Genomic DNA, 17,278 nt, shown 5'->3' on the forward strand with positions numbered 1-17,278 from the left:
GCCCCTTCGGTTGCGGTGTCAGCGCTTCCCGTGCTGCCCGCGTCCAGGTTCAACCAGGGCCGTCTGTGGAAACAGGCCGGCCCTGTCCTCGGAGACCTCCGATGCGCGACATCATCAAGCTCACGTGCGGCACCTGCGGCCGCGCGAACTACCACACGACGAAGAACAAGCGGACGATGACGGACAAGTTCGTCATCAAGAAGTTCTGCCCGACCGAGCGCAAGCACACCGAGCACAAAGAGGGCAAGATCTCGAAGGGCTAGGCCACGCTGCACTGCTGGCGGCTGCCGCCGGGGCCCGCGCGTGCGGGCCTCGGGTCAGGCGCCTGCGCCCTCGCGGTGCTCGGCTTAACCTTGTTCATCTCTAGGACGAAGCGATGATCTTCGACTGGCTCTACGGCCTGTTCTCGAACGATCTCGCGATCGATCTCGGCACCGCCACCACCCTCATCTACGTGAAGGGCAAGGGGATCGTTTCGTGCGAGCCCTCGGTGGTCGCCGTCCAGCGCGATGCTCGCGGCGGCAAGAAGGTGCTCGCCGTCGGCCGCGAGGCGAAGGAGATGCTCGGGCGCACCCCGGGCAACATCCAGGCGGTCCGCCCGCTGCGCGACGGCGTCATCGCCGACTTCGAGATCACCGAGGCGATGCTCCGCTACTTCATCGCGCGCGCGCACAACCGCCGCACGCTCGTCAAGCCGCGCATCATCATCTGCGTCCCGTTCGGCATCACCGAGGTCGAGAAGCGGGCGGTGAAGGAGAGCGCCGAGGGCGCCGGCGCGCGCGAGGTCTATCTCATCGAGGAGCCCATGGCGGCCGCCATCGGCGCCGGGCTGCCGATCACCGAGCCGAGCGGCAACATGGTCGTCGACATCGGCGGCGGCACGACCGAGGTCGCCGTGATCTCCCTCGCCGGCATCGTCTACTCGCAGAGCGTGCGCGTCGGCGGCGACAAGATGGACGAGTCGATCATGGCCTACATGAAGCGCAAGTACAACATGGCCATCGGCGAGCAGACCGCGGAGCGCATCAAGATCACGATCGGCAACGCGTACCCGCTCGAGCAGCAGCTCACGATGGAGGTCAAGGGGCGCGACATGGTCGCGGGCATCCCCAAGACGGTCGTGGTCAACTCCGACGAGATCCGCGACTCGCTGAGCGAGCCGACGAACGCGATCGTGGACGCGGTGCTGATCGCCCTGGAGCGCACGCCGCCGGAGCTCGCGGCCGACATCGTCGACAAGGGCATCGTGCTCACCGGCGGCGGCTCGCTCCTCAAGAACCTCGACGTGCTCCTCCGCGAGGAGACGGGGCTGCCCGTGATGGTGTGCGACGACCCGATCAGCGCCGTGGTGCTCGGCAGCGGCAAGGCGCTGGATCACCTCGAGCTCTTGAAAGAGGTCACGATCAGCTGATCTTTCGTCGTATTCCCCGCCCGTGAGCATGCCGGCGGGGCTCTGTGTGACGGGACACGGCGCGCGGCGCCCCCTCTCGCGGGCGCCGCGCGATGCGTTGACAGGGGTGGCCTCGCGGGGCGCCTCGTACTACCTGGGTCCGGGAGCCATCGGTGAACCTGAAACGCTACCGCGACTTCGTGATCGTGCTGCTGGCGCTCGCGGTGCCGTTCTGGTTCCTGCGCGCCAGCATGCGCGACCCCAAGCAGAACACGGGGGCCGATCGGGTCATCATCGGCATCGCCGCGCCGATCCAGTACGCGGCCGCGACGCTGGCGCGCGGCATCTCGAACCTCTGGGGCGACTACATCTACCTGGTCGACGTCAAGGAGGACAACGCCAGGCAGGCCTCCCAGATCGCTCGCCTGCGCGAGCGCGTGCGCAAGCTCGAGGCGCTCGAGGACGAGAACCGGCGCCTGCGCCGGCTCCTCGATCTGCGCCAGAGCCTCCGCACCGACGTGGTGAGCGCCCAGGTCGTCGGCAAGAGCACCAACGACTTCTTCCGCGTGGTGCGCGTCACGCTCGATCGTGAGGCGCGGGACATCGGCTCGAACCTGCCGGTCCTCTCCGCGGACGGCGTGGTCGGCACGACGCTGAAGAGCGCGGGTGACACCGTGGACGTGCGGCTCGTCGTCGACGGGGGCAGCGGCGTCGACGTGGTCGTCGAGCGCACCGGCGCGCGCGGCTTCGTGCGCGGCACGGGCGACGAGAGCAAGTACTCGTGCAGCGTGGAGTACGTGCAGCGCACCGACGAGATCGAGGTCGGCGACCTCCTCGTGACGAGCGGCGTCGGCCGGCGCTTCCCGAAGGGGATCCCGGTCGGGACCGTGACGCAGGTCGTCCGCCGCGACTTCGGCATCTACCAGCAGGTGTACGTCGCGCCGGCCGTCGACTTCTCCCGGCTGGAGGAGGTGGTCATCGTGACGACGACGCCGCCGGAGGAGACGCCGCCGCAGGCGCAGCGCAGGTGACGCGATGAGAAACTCCGCGTTCCTGGCCATGGGGGCCGCCCTGCTGATCCTGCAGTCGAACCTGTTCCGGCTCATCGGCAAGCTGAACATCCCGGGCTCCACGCCGAGCCTGCTCCTGCCGCTCGTCGTGTTCATGGGGGTGCACGAGTACTCGATCGCGCGCGGCGCGGCGCTCGCGTTCCTGCTCGGCTACCTGCTCGATCTCTTCGCCGGCGCGCCGGTCGGCCTGTTCACCTTCATCACCGTCGCGACCTTCGTTGTATCGCGGGCGGCGGGCGTGCGGCTCGCCGCGCAGACGCTGCTCACGAAGATCGCGCTGGCCTTCGTCTTCGGCCTCGTCGAGGGGGTGCTCATCGTGATCCTCACCGCCATTTTCGGGGGCGACGCGGCGCGCCCCCGCGCGCTCGCCTTGCTCGTCGCGCCGCACGCGGTCTCGACGGCGCTCTTCGCGCCGTTCGTCTTCCGGCTGGCGGAGCGCGTCCACCAGGTGACGATCAACGTCCCGCGGCCAGGGGAGAGCCCGCGGTGAGCCTGCTCGTCCAGCGCTCCGACGTGAGCGAGTTCCGCCGGCGCTTCCGGTGGATCGCGCTCGGCATGGTCGTCGGCTTCATGGTGCTGCTCGGGCGCCTGTTCTACCTCCAGATCCTCGAGGCCGACGAGAACAAGGCCATCGCCCGGGAGAACATCGTGCGGCGGGTGACGCTCGCGACCACGCGCGGCATCATCCGGGACAAGAACGGCAAGGTGCTCGCGGCGAGCCGGCCCTCGTACAACGTGTACGTCGTCCCGCGGCGCCTCGACATGGAGACGACCTGGCCGAAGCTCGTCGAGTACCTCGGCGTCGGCATCGAGGAGCGCGCCAGGCTGGAGGCGCTCATCACGGCGATCCGCGCCGACGAGGGCCCGCGCAAGAGCCAGCAGATCCTGCTGAAGGAGGACATCTCGCGCGACGCGGTGGCGACGCTGGCGACGCACGACGCCGAGCTGCCGGGGGTCGACGTGGTGCCGGTCCCGGTGCGCTACTACCCCTACGAGGAGGTCGGCTCGCACGTCCTCGGCTACATGGCCGAGGTGGACGCCGAGCGGCTCGCGTCGCTCCGGAGCGTCGGCTACATCGAGGGCGACCGCATCGGCGTCACCGGCATCGAGCGCGCCTGGGAGAGCTACCTCCGCGGCACGCGCGGCTGGGAGAAGGTGCTCGTCGACGCCAAGGGGCGGCGACGGACGGGCGGCGACGGGATCATCGAGGAGCCGCGGCGCGTCGACCCGATCCCCGGGCGCGATCTCCGGCTCACGCTCGACGCCGACATCCAGAAGGCGATCGACAAGGCGATGCGCGGCGAGCTCGCCGGCGGCGTCGCGGTCATCGACGTGCGCACCGGGCGGATCCTCGGGCTCTACTCGAAGCCGGGCTACAACCCGAACGCCCTCTCCGGTGGCTCGGGGAAGCAGGTCATCCGCGACGCCTTCCGGCGGCTCTACTCCGATCCGCTGAAGCCCGCGCTCGACAAGACGCTCTCCGGGGCGTACCCGCCCGGCTCGACGTTCAAGCCGTTCACCGCCCTGGCGGCGCTCGAGAAGGGGCTCATCGATCCCCGCCAGTCCTCGCGGTGCCGGGGCGCCCTGACGTTCGGCAAGCGCACCTTCCGGTGCACGCACGTGCACGGGCCGGTCGCGATGCAGAAGGCGATCGCCGAGTCGTGCAACGTCTACTTCTACCGGCTCGCGGCGGAGTACGGCGTCGGCATGGACGTCATCGCCGAGATGGGGCAGCGCTACGGGCTCGGCGCGCGGACGGGGCTCGGCATCAACGCCGAGGCGGGCGGCAGGATGCCGACGAGGGCGTGGATGACGCTCCGGAACAAGGGCCAGTTCCGCCTCGGCTTCGGCCTGAACGCGGCGATCGGCCAGGGCGCGACGACGGTCACCGTGCTCCAGCTGGCGCTCGCGTACGCGGCGCTCGCGAACGGGGGCACGCTCTACCAGCCGCAGATCGTGCGGGCCGTCGAGACGAGCGCCGGCACGGTCGTGCAGGAGTTCACGCCGCGCGTGCGTCGCCAGATCGACATCCGCCCGGAGAACCTCACCCTCGTGCACAAGGCCATGGTCGCCGGCGTGAACGAGGAGGGCGGCACGGCGTTCAGGGCGCGCGTCGCCGGCGTCGAGATGGCCGGCAAGACCGGGACCGCGCAGGTCTCGCACCGGCTCACCCGCGGGGTCGAGGCCGAGCGGGTCTGGTACTTCAACCGCGAGCACGCGTGGTTCGCCGGCTACGCGCCGACCCGCTCGCCCGAGGTCGCCGTGGTCGTGCTCGTCGAGCACGGCGGCACCGGCGGCAAGCACGCGGCGCCGGTCGCCTTCGAGGTCGTCCGCGCCTACCAGGAGCTCGCGAAGGAGCGGCGCGGCGGCCCGAGCGAGGGGCCGCGCGCGGGCAAGAGCAGCGCGGGCCGCGCGCCCGCAACGTCGGGGCGCACGCCATGATCCGGGGCGACTCTCTCTCATCACGCGATCGCGACCACTTCGACTGGCCGCTCTTCATCGCCGCGGTGTCGATCGCGGTGCTCGGCGTCGTCAACCTCTACAGCGCGACGAGCGTCTACTCCGGGGCGCGCGCGGAGCTGTACATCAGCCAGGTCTACTGGCTCTTCATGGGCGGCATCATCGGCGGCGTGCTGATCGCGCTCGACTACCGGCACCTGGAGCGCCTCGGCTACGTGCTCTACACGTTCGGCGTCTTCTCGCTGGCGCTCGTGTTCGTGCTCGCGCGCGACGTGCGCGGCTCCGCGCGGTGGATCGAGTTCGGCGCGTTCCGCTTCCAGCCCAGCGAGTTCATGAAGGTGTTCCTGGTCATCGCGCTGGCGAAGTACCTGCACGACGACCCGCGCAACGAGGGCCGCACCCTGCGCGACCTGGCGATCCCCGCCGCGCTGACCGCGGTGCCTGCGCTCCTCGTGCTCAAGCAGCCGGACCTCGGGACGGCGCTCATCCTCGTGTTCGTCTTCCTCACGATCGCGGCGGTGACGCGGGTGCGCTGGCGGAGCGCGGCGCTGTTCGTCGTGTCGATCCTCATCGCGGTGCCGATCATCTGGGAGTACGTGCTGCTCGACTACCAGCGCGCCCGCGTGCTCGTGTTCCTCCACCCCGAGGAGGACCTCCTGCACCGCGGCTGGCACGCCCACCACTCGCGCGTGGCGATCGGCAACGGCGGTCTGCTCGGCAGCGGGTACCTGAGGGGCACCCAGAACCAGTTCCTCTTCTTGCCGGACCAGTTCACGGACTTCCCGTTCCCCGTCTTCGCCGAGGAGTGGGGGTTCATCGGGTGCGTGGTCCTCGTGTGCCTGTACGCGTTCCTGGTCGTGTGGGGGATCCGCATCGCGTCGATGGCCAAGGACCGCTTCGGCGCGGTGCTCGGCGTCGGCTGCGCGGCGATCATCTTCTGGCACGCGGTCATCAACCTCGGGATGACGTCGGGCGTGCTCCCGGTCGTCGGGGTCACGCTGCCGCTGTTCTCCTACGGCGGCTCGAGCGTGACCACGGTGATGGTCGCGATCGCGCTCCTCATGAGCGTGTCGATGCGCCGCTACTCCGGCGTGGCCTCGCTCGAGCGGCTGTGACCGCGGGGGGCGCGTGCCCCCGCCGTGTCAGATCGCGCTTTCTGCGAGGCGCGCGTCGATGACGAAGGCGAACGCCTTGAGCGCGTCGCGCTCGGTGATCTCGCCTCCGGCGTGCGCTCGCCGGACCGCGGCGCGAAACCCGAGGTAACGGCGCCCGTCCAGCCCGAGCAGCGCCGGCACCGTCGCGGGGTCACGCGACGCCTCCCTCGCGCCCGCGAGCTCCGCGGCCCGCAAGAAGATCCCGGTGACGAGCGCGTCGCAGCGCTGGACCGCCACGGCGTACCGCTCCGCGGCGATCGCCGCCTCGATCTCCGCGATCGCCTCGCGCTCTGCCGTCGGCCAGAGCGCGACGAACGAGAGGCCCGGCTGGGCGAGGTGCCTCGTCGCCGCGGACGGCCCGTCGGCGCGCGCGGTCGCCGGGGCCTCCGCCGACGCCGCCAGCCTCCGGGCGGCGAGGCGCAGCGATGACGGGATGTCGCGGCTGGCCGGCTCCCGCACGCCGGCGCTGCGCGGCCCCGCGGCGCTGCGCTGCGCTGCCTCGCGGCTCGGCGGCGCGGTCGCGCCGGCCTCACCCTCGCTCGGGTCGCCGATCGTCGAGTTGGGCGGCATCGTCGACCACGGCCTGCTGGGCGGCGCGACACGCGAGATCACCGCCTCGAGCGACGCCGACGGCGGCGGCGACGCGTCGCGCAGGGCGGTGACGAGCCCGCCCTCGATGGCGTCGAACCCGCCGAGCCTGCCGCCGATCGCGTCGGGCAGGCGGCTCTCGAACGCGCGCAGGACGGCGGCGCTGATCTCCTCCAGCCCCTCGTAGATGCCGAGCCCCGTCTTCGCCGAGGTCGCCAGCGAGGAGGCGCGGAACGGGTTCAGCATCGCGTCGAGGTCCTCCAGCGAGAGGAGATCGGGCAGATCCCGCTTGTTGTGCTGGAACACGAGCGGGATCTGCTGCAGCTGCCGCCCCTGCTCGGCGAGGTTGTCGCGCAGGTTTTCCAGGCTTTCCATGTTCGCGTCGGCGCGGACGGCCTGCGAGTCGCTCACGAAGACGATGCCGTCGGCGCCCGTGAGCACCAGCTTGCGGGTCGCGTTGAAGTAGACCTGCCCCGGCACCGTGAAGAGCTGGAGCCGCACGTTCATCCCGCGCAGCTGCGGGAGCCGGACCGGCAGGAAGTCGAAGTAGAGCGTCCGATCGACCGGCGTCGCGAGGGAGACGAGCTTGCCGCGGTACTCCGGCTTGGCCGTGGCGTGCAGGTACTCCAGCGTCGTCGTCTTGCCGCCCAGACCGGGCCCGTAATAGACGATCTTGAAGACGAGCTCGCGCGACAGTGGGTTCACCGACGCCATGGGCGGCGGCGAAGATACACGAAAAGGAGATCGGGGGCGCCGGAGCGTGCGCTGGCCCGCACCGGCTGGTGCGGGCCAGCGCGGGTGGTGCGGGCTGGTGCGGGCTCGTCAGAAACGCGCCGCGCGCCGCGCCGGACCGCCCGACCCGGGCTCCGGGCGCCGCGCGGCGCCGCCCCTCGTCAGCGGATCCCGACGAGCGGCTCGAACTTGTCCTTCTGGCCGATCTGAAGCATGAGCGCGACCTGACCCCGCGCCGCCTGGAAGTAGTCGAGCCGCAGGCGGTGCGTCCCCTCGGCGAGCTCGGCCTCTCCGTCCGCGGTCTTCGCGCTGTGGACACCATCGTTCGTGACCACGCGCTTGTCGTCGATGTAGAGGATCGCGCCGTCGTCCGAGGTGAGCCGGAGCTGGTACACGCCCTCCTTCGGCACCTTGAACTCGCCCTCGAAGCGGATGGCGAACCACTCGTTCTGCGTGAGCGCGCCCGGGAAGCCGCCGGAGAAATCCTGCGACTTCACCTCGAACTTGTCCGTGAACAGCATCGCGAACGGAACGAGCCCGTCGAAGCTCGGGAGCTTCTTGCTGTTCTCGGGGATCACGTACGCGAGGCCCCGGAAGGCGCCGGCCTCTCCGTTGCCGAACACGTTCGTGGCGGTGATGCGCGGCGCGTTGCTCGCGGGCAGGCGCCACTTCGGGGGCTTGCGGCGCGTCGGCTCGGGGTCGGGCTTCGCCGGCTTGCGCGACTTCGAGGCGGTCTTGGCGGGGGGTGGGGGCGGCGGCGAGGTCTCGGCCGGCGTGTTGCCGCTCTGGATGGTGACATGGCAGCCGCCGAGGAGGGACGCGGCGAGCACGCACGAGGCGATGCGCGATGAGGTTCGGACCATGACGTCTCCTGAGAGGGAACGGACGGACGGGCCCGCCCCCACGTGAATGCGAGGATGGCGCTTAGACGTTCGAGCAGGGCGCGGCAATCAGCGTCGCGTCGCCCGGCGGGCCCGGCGGGGCGCGAGCCCGCCGGCCCCGGCCTCAGCGCCGCTCGAGGCGCCCCTCGCGCCCGTGGATCTCCAGCTGCGAGAGCCCCTCGAGCGACGCGGCGGCGCGCCAGAGCGGCGAGCGCTGGGCGAGGGCGAGCGCGGCCACGCAGGCGATCACGCAGGCGAGCGCGCCCGCGTTCACCACGCCCTCGTACCGGCGCCGCGCCGGGCCCGCGTAGCCCAGCCCGAGCAGCGCGCCGCTGATCAGGCCGCCGATGTGCGCCGCGTTGTTGATGCGGATGCCGGTGTTCGACGCGTTCACCACGAAGCCGAAGAGGACGATGTAGAAGACGGCCTGGAGCGCGAGGTCCTTCCAGCGCGGGTCGCGGCGGCGGACCAGCCAGCCGAGCAGGAGGCCCATCACGCCGAAGATCGCGCCGCTCGCGCCCGCGGTGCACACGACCTCGGGCTGCACGAGGAGGTTCCAGGCCGTGCTGGCGCCGAAGCCGAACAGGCCCGTGACGACGTAGGCGATCGCGAACCGCGCCGAGCCGACGGCGGGCTCCGCGGCGCGGGCGAGCATGCCGAGCGTCATCATGTTCATGCCGAAGTGCAGGACGCCCATGTGGACGAAGACCGCAGAGAGCAGCCGGAACGGCTCGAACGCGGCGCCCGGCACGAGGAAGAGCGCGCCGAAGCGGAGGTAGTTCGGCGTGTCCCACGCCGAGAGCAGGCCGAGGCCGCGGCCGTGCGCCGCCATCAGCTGCCCCACGAACACGAACGACGTGAGCCCGGCCAGGATCTTGGTCGCGAGCAGGCTCCGCCCGTCGAGGAGCCCTCGCGCGGGCGGCGCGTGGGGAGAGGGCAGGAGGAGCGGCGCGCCGCAGCGGATGCAGCGGTCGAAATCGCTACCGTTGAGGGCGCCGCAGCGCGTGCAGTGAAGCGAGCGCCCCCGCTCGCCGGGGGGGGCCGCCGTCACAGGGCGAGCCCGACCCGCCGCCCGGCAGCGAGGCGAGCGCGGTACCTGATGGTTGTATCGACGGACACGGGGGCTCCTTTCACGGCGGACTGACGGCGGACGCACGCCGTCGAGGTCGGCACAATGTGGCGGCTCCTGGCCGTAAGGTCCACGGCTTTGGGCCGTTGTCGAGGTGTGAATGCGGCAGCCCTCCCGCGCCCGGTCCGCGCTGCCCGCGCCGCCGCGCTGCGCGCTCGCGGCGGCGCGCAGCGCGGCGGCGCGCCCGCGCTCGTGGACCGGCGCCGCCCGGCGCGCGGCCCCGCCCGCGTCGAGAGGCGGACATCGGTGCGATCCTCTCCACGTCCGGGTATCGTCGCGGCCGTGACGGCGGTGGCAGCAGCGAGGCCGGATCTGGAGGCGGAGCGCCTGCAGTGCGAGCGCGCCGCGCAAGGCGATCGCGCCGCGCTCGGCCAGCTGCTCCGCCGGTACGGGCCCGCGCTGTACCGCTCGGTGCTGCTGCCCCGCCTCGGCTCCGACGCGGCCGCGCAGGACGCTCTGGCCGAGACGTACGCGCGCGTCGTCGAGCGGTTCTCCCAGTTCCAGTGGCAGAGCTGCGGCATCTACCCCTGGCTCCGCGTGATCGCGCTGCGCATCGCGCTCGACATGCTCCGCGCGCGCCGCCGCGAGGCGCTCTTCGAGCCCGAGGACCTGCAGCGCGAGATCGACGCCGCCGAGACCGACCTCACCGCCCGCGGCGAGGTCGAGCTCTGCGAGAAGCGCGATCTCGCCGACGCGCGGGCGCGCGTCGAGGACGCGCTCGGGCGCCTCAACCCGCGTTACGCGGAGGCGATCCGGCTCCGGGTCCTCGAGGAGCGGCCCCGCGACGAGGTGGCCGTCGCGCTCGGGGTGAGCGTGGCGACGTTCGATGTCGTCCTGCACCGCGCCATGACCGCGCTGAAAAAGGCGCTCGCCGCAGGGGTTGCCGCGCCGCGCGCGGAGCCCAAGGAAAGGTCGCGATGAAGCCGCGGCTCCCCCCGGAATCGCGCCCCTCGCCGGCCGGAGACGAGGCCCCGGATCGCCGCGCCGGCGCGGATCGCGGCCAGCGGCTCGCGCTCGTCGCGCCGGAGGCGGATCCGCTCGCGCCCGCGTCCGACGACGAGCTGCGCGCGGCGCGCGAGCTCGCCGAGGCGCTCGAGCAGGGCGAGGTCCCGCTCGCCGCCGCGCTCAGGGCGGCGGCCCGGCCTGCCGGGCTCGACCGCGCAGATCACGAGGCGCTGCTCGCGCGCGCGCTCGGCGACGAGGACGCGCCGCCCACCAGGGCCGAGCAGCGCGCCGCCGAGCGCCTGCGGGACGCGCTCCAGCCGGGGGGCCTCGGCCAGGACGAGCCGGAGCGCGGCCGCGGTCCGGGAGGCGAGGGGGCTCGGGGTAGGCGCGACGCACTCGACGCGCGCGACGAGCTCGCGGAGCTCGCCACGGCACTCCAGGCGGCGTGGCGCCCGGCGCCGCTCGCGGAGCTCCGGAGCCGCACGCTCGTCGAGGCGGCCCTCCGCGCCGCGCCCGCGCCGCGCGCCCGCCGCATCGCGCCGGTCACGATGGCGGCGCTGTCGACCCTCGCCGCGGCCGCGGCGGCCGCGGCGCTGATCTTCGGCGAGCTCAGGGAGGAGCGCGCCTCCGTCGCGCGTGCGCCCGCGGCGCCGGGCGCGGCGTCCGTCGCGGCCGCGCCGCCGCCCTCGCTGATCGAGGCGCGCTCGACCGCGGCGCTCTTCGATCCGACCGCGCCGTTCCCCAGGGAGGGCGGCCAGACGGAGCGGATCGATCGCATCGCCGCCGCGCGCGCTTCCGATCTGCGCCAGAACCGCTACGCGGCGTGGGGGGTGCGCTGATGCGGCGAGCGCGCACCGCCGCCGCCTGCCTGGGGCTCCTCGCGGCGGCGCACCTCGGGTGCGCGCGCGGTGACGGCGATCCGGCGCGCGCCGCCGGCGCCCCGGATGACACGGCGTGCGCGTGCGCCCCGGCGCAGGTCGTCGATCCGACGCTGCTCGCCTTTCTCTCCAGGTCGCGCGCGGGGCACCACGCCGCCGACGTGGCGCTCGGCGCGGGCGATCGCGCCGCCGCGATCCGCGCCCTCGAGGGGATCATCGCCGCGCCGCGTCCGCCGGGCGCGCCGCCGGAGGTGGCCGAGGTGACGGCGGACACCTATGCCCGGCTGGCGGAGCTCCGGAGCGAGGGCGGCGAGTTCGACGCCGCGGCGCGTGACGTCGAGGCGGGGCTCAAGCTGGCGCCCGCGCCGTCTCACTACGAAGGCCACCTTTACGAGGTGGCGGGCGTGGTCGAGGAGCGCCGCGCGAAGGCGCTGGAAGGGCAGGGCGATCGCGACGCGGCGGCCCAGGCCCGGAAGCGCGCGCTCGGCCTCCTGGAGCAGGCGATCTCGGTCCAGGACCAGGTTATCACCGAGGCCCTCAAGGCCGCCCCGGAAACGCCGCGCTGAAGCGCGGGCCCGCGGAAGCGCGGGCCCGCCGTGGCCTCGAGTCTCTGTTGCGTCTCTGTTTGCGTCTGTTTGCGTCTCTGTTGGCGTCTCCAATTGCGACGGGCGCGCGTTCCTCGTTAGACTCGTCGCGAGGGGCCGCTGCCCGACCCGATGACGTTGCGCGTTCCAAGGCCGAAACCCGGGTACGATCTCAGATCGCTCCCGCTGAAACCGGCGGAGGCGTTCCTCCTTTCCCGGATCGATGGCGTCCTGACCGATCGGGATCTGTCCTTGATCACGGGCATGTCGCACGGCGACACCGTGGAGGCGCTGCGGCGCCTGCGCGACTTCGGCGCGATTGTTCTGGACGGCGAGGGCCCTGGCCAGGGGTCGCCGCGCGGCGGTTCCGACGCGGGTCGGCGCGGGGCCGCGGCGGATCCGGAGAAGTCGATGGCGTCCGGGGGCGAGTCGATCCCGCTCGGTCGCGACGCGCTCCAGCAGGTCGAGTCCCCGCCGCTCTACGATCCTGCCGAGCTCGACGAGCCGGTCGAGCTCACCTCCGAGCGGAAGCGGCGGATCCTCGACCTCTACTACCGACTCGAGGACCTCAGTTATTACGCGCTGCTCGGCGTCTCGGATCAGGCGGACAAGAAGCAGATCAAGAGCGCCTATTACCTGCTCGCGCCCGAGTTCCACCCGGACACCTACTTCCGCAAGCAGCTCGGCTCGTACAAGCAGAAGATCGAGGCGATCTTCACGCGCATCACGCTGGCGCACGACACGCTGACGTCGAGGCAGCGGCGCGCCGAGTACGACACGTACCTCGAGCAGACCCACAAGAACCGGGCGATGGCGGCGCTGATCGAGCAGACGCCGCGCGACATCGCCACGATCACCACCGCCGTCGACGCCACGGTGCGCGCCGCCTTCGCCGATCCGCGCGACGTGGCCGCTTCCCCCGGGCGTTACTCGTCCGATCGACCGCCCGAAGCCCAGGTGGCGGCCGCGTCCTCCGCCCGCGCAGCCTCGCCGGCGCCGGCGTCCCACGAGCGGAGCGCAGCGGACGTCGGCGGCGCGGCGGCGCGGCCCGCGGCGGCGACCGCGCCGGTTGCGCCCGCGGCAGTGCGGCCCGCGGCGGTGCCCGCGCCGGTCGCGCCTGCGGCGGCGCGGTCCGCGGCGGCGCCCGCGCCGGTCGCGCCTGCGCCGAGCGCGCCGGGCACGCCGATCGCGAAGGATCGGCGGGAGACGTTCGCGCGCAAGCTCACCGCGGGCCTGCGGCGCGCCCCGGCGGTCGCGCCCTCCGCGGCGCCGGTAGCGACATCCCCCGCGGCGCCCACGGCGGCGGGGGCGGCGGCCGCGGTGACGATGCCGAAGGACCCGGGCGCGGTCCGCTCGCCCGAGTCGATGCGCGCCGTCGAGGTGCTCAAGGCGCGCTTCGACAACGCGCGCAGCGAGGCGCTCCGGAACCAGATCGCCCGGCACTCCGAGGCGGCCCGGGTCGCGCTGGAGCGGAACGACTACGCGGGCGCGGCCAACGCCTACCGGATCGCCGCCTCGCTCGCGCCGGACGACCCCGAGCTCCAGAAGTTGTCGGCCGACGTGCAGCGCCTCGCCGCGGTGACGCTGGCCGAAGGCTACCTCAAGCAGGCCAACTACGAGGCGCAGACCGGGCGCTGGTTCGACGCGGCGCTGAGCTACGCGAAGGTGTGCAACGGTCGTCCCGACGACGCCGGCGCGCACGAGCGGGCCGCGTATGCGACGCTGCAGTCAGGGGAGAACACGCGGCGCGCGGTGGAGTTCGCGCGGCGAGCGGTCGAGCTCGTGCCTGCCTCCGTGGAGTACCGGCTCACGCTCGCGCTGGCATACTCGGCCGCTGGGCTCGCGAAGAGCGCGAGCGGCGAGCTCGATCGCGCCGCCGAGCTGGCAGGAAACGACGCCAGGCTGCGCGGCCTCGTTGCGCAGGCGCGCGAGCAGGCCAAGCGATCCGGGAAGCAAGTCTAGTGCCGCTCGTCCTGCACCCTGCCGGGGCAGCGGCCGCGCTCTAGGCGAGCCGCGCGGGTTCACGCGGGACGAAGCTCCGCCCGGCGAGCCCTCGCGCTGGCGCCTCCGTGCCCGCGCTCAGCGGTCGCTGGGCCCACCGGGGGCGCTGCCGCGCCGGACAGGGCAGGCCGCACGCGTCGACTTCCGCAAGGGCCGCGCACGATTGGCCCGCTCGGCTCCGCGAAACGTTCTAGCATCGTGACCTCGGCGGCCGTTCGGGCCGAAGATCACAAGAGGAGCAGCGGCATCGATGGAGCGTGTCATCGGCATTGACCTTGGCACCACGAACTCGTGCGTTGCCATCGTCGAGGAGGGCGTCCCGACCGTCATCCCGAATCGCGGTGGGTACAAGACGACGCCGTCCATGGTCGCGATCACCGAGGCCGGCAAGCGGCTCTGCGGGCACATCGCGAAGCGGCAGGCGATCACCAACGCCGAGAATACGGTCTACGCCGCGAAGCGGCTGATCGGCCGCAAGTGGTCGTCCCCGCAGGTGAAGAACGCGATCCTGACCGCCTCGTACAAGATCGTCGAGGGGCCGCACGGGGACGTCCGCATCCAGCTGCGCGACAAGACGTACTCGGTCCCCGAGATCAGCGCGATGGTCCTCCAGGAGATGAAGCTGTTCGCGGAGGACTACCTCAACGAGCCGATCTCGAAGGCGGTGATCACCGTCCCCGCCTATTTCAACGACAACCAGCGGCAGGCGACGAAGGACGCGGGGCAGATCGCGGGGCTCGACGTCATCCGCATCGTCAACGAGCCGACGGCGGCGGCGCTCGCCTACGGGTTCGGCAAGAACGTCGAGAAGACGATCGCCGTGTTCGACCTCGGCGGCGGCACCTTCGACATCTCGGTGCTCGAGATCGGCGCGGGCGGCGTCTTCAAGGTCATCGCCACCGCGGGCGATACGTTCCTCGGCGGCGAGGATTTCGACGCGCGCGTCATCGACTGGCTGGTGCAGGGCTTCAAGGAGCAGCACGACGTGGACCTGCGGCAGGACAGGATGGCGCTCCAGCGGCTCAAGGACGCGGCCGAGAAGGCGAAGTGCGAGCTCTCCAGCGTGCTCGAGACCGAGATCAACCTGCCCTTCATCATCTCGAGCGCGCGGAACGAGGCGCTCCACCTCCAGCGCACGCTCTCGCGTGCCGAGCTCGAGGGGCTGTGCGAGGACCTCGTCGAGCGGTGCATCGAGATCTGCAGCCAGACGCTCGAGGACGCGCGGCTCGAGCGCGACGAGATCGAGGACGTCGTGCTCGTCGGCGGCATGACCCGCATGCCCCGGGTGCAGGAGGCCGTGCGCGACTTCTTCGAGCGCGAGCCGTGCAAGGGGGTGCACCCCGACGAGGTGGTCGCGCTCGGCGCGGCGGTGCAAGGGGCCGCGCTCGTCGACGAGACGAAGCAGATGATCCTGCTCGACGTCACGCCGCACGCGCTCGGCATCATGACCTTCGGGTCGAACTTCGAGGAGCTCATCCCGCAGAACACGACCGTGCCCACGAGCCGGTCGAAGATCTTCACGACGAGCCGCGACAACCAGACCGCGGTGAAGATCCTGGTCATGCAGGGCGAGCACCAGAAGGCGACGGACAACGAGCTGCTCGGCGAGTTCATCCTCACGGGCCTGCGCCGCGCCCCGAAGGGCCAGGTCGAGATCGAGGTGACGTTCGAGATCAACAGCGACGGCATCGTCTCCGTGAGCGCGAAGGATCTGGAGACGGGCCAGCAGCAGTCGATCCAGGTCACCGCCTCGAGCGGCCTCACGAAGGAAGAGGTCGGCGAGATGATGGAAGCCGCCAAGGAGTACCTCGTCGATCGCCGCGCGAGCGACCAGTTCGAGGGCGTCCGGCAGGAGGCCGAGAAGCTCATCGCCGAGATCGAGCGCATGTTCCCGCAGGTCGAGCAGATCGTGGCCTCGAGCGACTTCGGCCGCGACGCCATCGGCAAGGCGCGCGGGATCGTGGACCGCTCGCGCCAGGCGATCGGCCGGCGCGACGCGGCCGCGGTGAAGGAGCAGATGGAGGCGCTCTCGCGCACCCACCGGATGTTCAAGGGTGTCGTAGCCCGGCCGCAGGGGTGAAGCGTGGCCGCGATGAGGGAAGACAATGCGGTCGGTGCCGCCTGACTCCAAGACCCTCGACGCCTCCTGGGGGCAGGACGAGGTGGACGAGCTCGAGGACACCCAGCCGGTCGCCTCGAAGGAGCTCCTCGCCCGCGTCGGGCTCGCGCGCGAGGAGCAGAGCTCATCCCGCATGGCAACCCCGCCACCCGGCGTGCCCCTGCCGCCGGACGACGAGGGCAAGATCACCCTTCCGCCGCCGATCCCGGTCAGCGAGTACGTGGCAAAGATGATGACCCGTCGCTCTCATTCGAGCTCCGAGATCACCGCCCAGCGGCCGCGTCCATCCGAGGTCCCTCCGGAGGGGTACCCGCCCCCGCCGGCGCGGCGGACCATCCCCTGGGAGCCGCCGCCCGGCAGCAGCTTCTCCGGCAAGCACGGCTCGCCGCTCCGGGAGGCCTCCTCGCAGCTCGGTCTGGAGTGCGACGAGCCGGGGGTCCCGTCGCGGCCGGGCGGGCGGATGGGGTTCGGGTCGCTCGCCGACGCCGAGCGCGAGTTCGGGTCGGACCTCGACGACGACCTCCTGCGCGAGCCGGGCGAACCTTACCCGCACGGCTTCGGCGAGATCGACGTCTTCGGCGGCGCTCCGGTCGACACGCGCGACTTCCGCGCGCCCCCGCCCGCGCGGGGCCGCGCGCTCGGTCCGGATGACGGCGATCAGGTCGGCATCGATTTCCGCCTCGACCTCGGGCTCGGCTTCGAGGAGCCGGGCCTGCCCCTGGACGAGCAGCCGATCACGCCGCCGCCCGGCACGCTCCGCTACGGCCTGATCGTGGAGGATGACGAGCCCGCGTTCCGCGGCGGGACGGGCGCGCTCGCCGGCTCCACGTCGTACCGGGTCTCGGGCGACACGCAGGGCGGGCCGCGCGCGCCGCGCCCCTTCGAGACGCAGCGCGCGCCGGCGTCCGCCGCGAAGGTCGACAGGAGCGTTCACTCCCGCACGACCCAGCCCCAGCTGAGCGCCCCGGGGCCGCGGGAGCAGATGCAGCACCGGTTCGATCAGGGCGACTTCGGCGGCGCGCTCGTCCTCGCGGAGGGCCTGCTCGAGGAGAACCCGAAGGACTGGATGGCGCGGCAGTACGCCGACAGCTGCGTCGAGTCGCTACGGCAGATGTACCAGTCGCGCCTCGGCGATGGCTCGCGCGTGCTCCGCCTCGCGGTGTCGCCGGACCAGCTCCGCTCGCTGAACCTCGATCACCGGGCGGGCTTCCTGCTCTCGTGCATCGACGGCTACAGCTCGATCGACGAGATCCTCGACGTGTCGGGCATGCAGACGCTCGAGGCCCTGCGGATCCTGTACGAGCTCGTGCAGGAGGGGGTCGTCTGCGGCGTCTAGCTCCGCCCGCC

At 72.2% G+C, this 17,278-nt stretch carries 15 protein-coding genes; 12 read left to right on the forward strand and 3 right to left on the reverse strand.

Annotated features, from left to right (window positions below; all coding sequences use genetic code 11):
* Positions 1 to 101: 101 nt before the first annotated feature.
* The 6 genes from rpmG (at position 102) to rodA (ending at position 6,035) form a co-directional block, all read left to right on the forward strand.
* Positions 102 to 263: a 50S ribosomal protein L33 gene (gene rpmG / locus WME85_RS14630; RefSeq protein ID WP_061616520.1), complete on the forward strand. Its 162-nt coding sequence runs from the start codon at positions 102 to 104 to the stop codon at positions 261 to 263.
* Between the two features lie 113 nt (positions 264 to 376).
* Entirely contained in the window at positions 377 to 1,411 is a 1,035-nt protein-coding gene (locus tag WME85_RS14635; protein ID WP_276598056.1) for a rod shape-determining protein, read from the forward strand.
* 152 nt (positions 1,412 to 1,563) lie between these two features.
* Entirely contained in the window at positions 1,564 to 2,421 is an 858-nt protein-coding gene (gene mreC, locus WME85_RS14640; RefSeq protein ID WP_437309718.1) for a rod shape-determining protein MreC, read from the forward strand.
* A 4-nt stretch (positions 2,422 to 2,425) separates the two neighbouring features.
* A complete protein-coding gene (locus WME85_RS14645; protein ID WP_437838767.1) occupies positions 2,426 to 2,950 on the forward strand; it encodes a hypothetical protein in 525 nt (174 codons plus the stop codon).
* On the forward strand, positions 2,947 to 4,902 hold the full coding sequence (mrdA, locus tag WME85_RS14650) for a penicillin-binding protein 2 (protein WP_437838769.1): 1,956 nt from the start codon (positions 2,947 to 2,949) through the stop codon (positions 4,900 to 4,902). Before WME85_RS14645 ends, mrdA begins: the two co-directional genes overlap by 4 nt.
* Positions 4,899 to 6,035, forward strand: coding sequence for an FtsW/RodA/SpoVE family cell cycle protein (gene rodA / locus WME85_RS14655; protein WP_437309720.1), 1,137 nt, complete (start codon positions 4,899 to 4,901; stop codon positions 6,033 to 6,035). The genes mrdA and rodA overlap by 4 nt, the downstream gene beginning before the upstream one ends.
* Positions 6,036 to 6,062: 27 nt before the next feature.
* Here rodA and WME85_RS14660 read toward each other — a convergent pair whose 3' ends face one another.
* The 3 genes from WME85_RS14660 to WME85_RS14670 all read right to left on the reverse strand — a co-directional run bounded on the left by WME85_RS14660 (position 6,063) and on the right by WME85_RS14670 (position 9,326).
* Complete coding sequence (locus WME85_RS14660) at positions 6,063 to 7,376, reverse strand: GTP-binding protein (protein ID WP_437838771.1); 1,314 nt, start codon at positions 7,374 to 7,376, stop codon at positions 6,063 to 6,065.
* 179 nt (positions 7,377 to 7,555) lie between these two features.
* Positions 7,556 to 8,257 carry a PA14 domain-containing protein gene (locus WME85_RS14665; protein ID WP_437838773.1) on the reverse strand — a complete coding sequence of 234 codons (702 nt, stop codon included), beginning with the start codon at positions 8,255 to 8,257 and terminating at the stop codon, positions 7,556 to 7,558.
* A gap of 142 nt (positions 8,258 to 8,399) precedes the next feature.
* Positions 8,400 to 9,326: a rhomboid family intramembrane serine protease gene (locus WME85_RS14670; protein WP_437838775.1), complete on the reverse strand. Its 927-nt coding sequence runs from the start codon at positions 9,324 to 9,326 to the stop codon at positions 8,400 to 8,402.
* 324 nt (positions 9,327 to 9,650) lie between these two features.
* Here WME85_RS14670 and WME85_RS14675 point away from each other — a divergent pair, with 324 nt between their 5' ends.
* From WME85_RS14675 to WME85_RS14700, 6 genes are all read left to right on the forward strand, one after another.
* The gene (locus WME85_RS14675) at positions 9,651 to 10,325 is read left to right on the forward strand and encodes an RNA polymerase sigma factor (RefSeq protein WP_437309724.1); all 675 of its coding nucleotides are present in this window, start codon (positions 9,651 to 9,653) and stop codon (positions 10,323 to 10,325) included.
* Positions 10,322 to 11,188 carry a hypothetical protein gene (locus WME85_RS14680; RefSeq protein ID WP_437838778.1) on the forward strand — a complete coding sequence of 289 codons (867 nt, stop codon included), beginning with the start codon at positions 10,322 to 10,324 and terminating at the stop codon, positions 11,186 to 11,188. Before WME85_RS14675 ends, WME85_RS14680 begins: the two co-directional genes overlap by 4 nt.
* On the forward strand, positions 11,188 to 11,793 hold the full coding sequence (locus WME85_RS14685; RefSeq protein ID WP_437838780.1) for a hypothetical protein: 606 nt from the start codon (positions 11,188 to 11,190) through the stop codon (positions 11,791 to 11,793). The genes WME85_RS14680 and WME85_RS14685 overlap by 1 nt, the downstream gene beginning before the upstream one ends.
* A gap of 282 nt (positions 11,794 to 12,075) precedes the next feature.
* The gene (locus WME85_RS14690; RefSeq protein WP_437838782.1) at positions 12,076 to 13,773 is read left to right on the forward strand and encodes a DnaJ domain-containing protein; all 1,698 of its coding nucleotides are present in this window, start codon (positions 12,076 to 12,078) and stop codon (positions 13,771 to 13,773) included.
* A 289-nt stretch (positions 13,774 to 14,062) separates the two neighbouring features.
* Positions 14,063 to 15,892: a molecular chaperone DnaK gene (dnaK, locus tag WME85_RS14695; protein WP_437309728.1), complete on the forward strand. Its 1,830-nt coding sequence runs from the start codon at positions 14,063 to 14,065 to the stop codon at positions 15,890 to 15,892.
* Positions 15,893 to 15,926: 34 nt separating this feature from the next.
* Positions 15,927 to 17,267, forward strand: coding sequence for a hypothetical protein (locus tag WME85_RS14700; RefSeq protein WP_437838783.1), 1,341 nt, complete (start codon positions 15,927 to 15,929; stop codon positions 17,265 to 17,267).
* The last annotated feature ends 11 nt before the right edge of the window (positions 17,268 to 17,278 follow it).

The organism is Sorangium sp. So ce1153 (assembly GCF_051521595.1).
Taxonomy (GTDB): Bacteria; Myxococcota_A; Polyangia; order Polyangiales; family Polyangiaceae; genus Sorangium.

Coding starts and splice junctions, on each gene's coding strand:
- rpmG (WP_061616520.1), top strand. CDS start 102: ATGCGCGACATCATCAAGCTCACGTGCGGCACCTGCGGCCGCGCGAAC.
- WME85_RS14635 (WP_276598056.1), top strand. CDS start 377: ATGATCTTCGACTGGCTCTACGGCCTGTTCTCGAACGATCTCGCGATC.
- WME85_RS14645 (WP_437838767.1), top strand. CDS start 2,426: ATGAGAAACTCCGCGTTCCTGGCCATGGGGGCCGCCCTGCTGATCCTG.
- rodA (WP_437309720.1), top strand. CDS start 4,899: ATGATCCGGGGCGACTCTCTCTCATCACGCGATCGCGACCACTTCGAC.
- WME85_RS14660 (WP_437838771.1), bottom strand. CDS start 7,376: ATGGCGTCGGTGAACCCACTGTCGCGCGAGCTCGTCTTCAAGATCGTC.
- WME85_RS14665 (WP_437838773.1), bottom strand. CDS start 8,257: ATGGTCCGAACCTCATCGCGCATCGCCTCGTGCGTGCTCGCCGCGTCC.
- WME85_RS14680 (WP_437838778.1), top strand. CDS start 10,322: ATGAAGCCGCGGCTCCCCCCGGAATCGCGCCCCTCGCCGGCCGGAGAC.
- WME85_RS14685 (WP_437838780.1), top strand. CDS start 11,188: ATGCGGCGAGCGCGCACCGCCGCCGCCTGCCTGGGGCTCCTCGCGGCG.
- WME85_RS14690 (WP_437838782.1), top strand. CDS start 12,076: ATGTCGCACGGCGACACCGTGGAGGCGCTGCGGCGCCTGCGCGACTTC.
- dnaK (WP_437309728.1), top strand. CDS start 14,063: ATGGAGCGTGTCATCGGCATTGACCTTGGCACCACGAACTCGTGCGTT.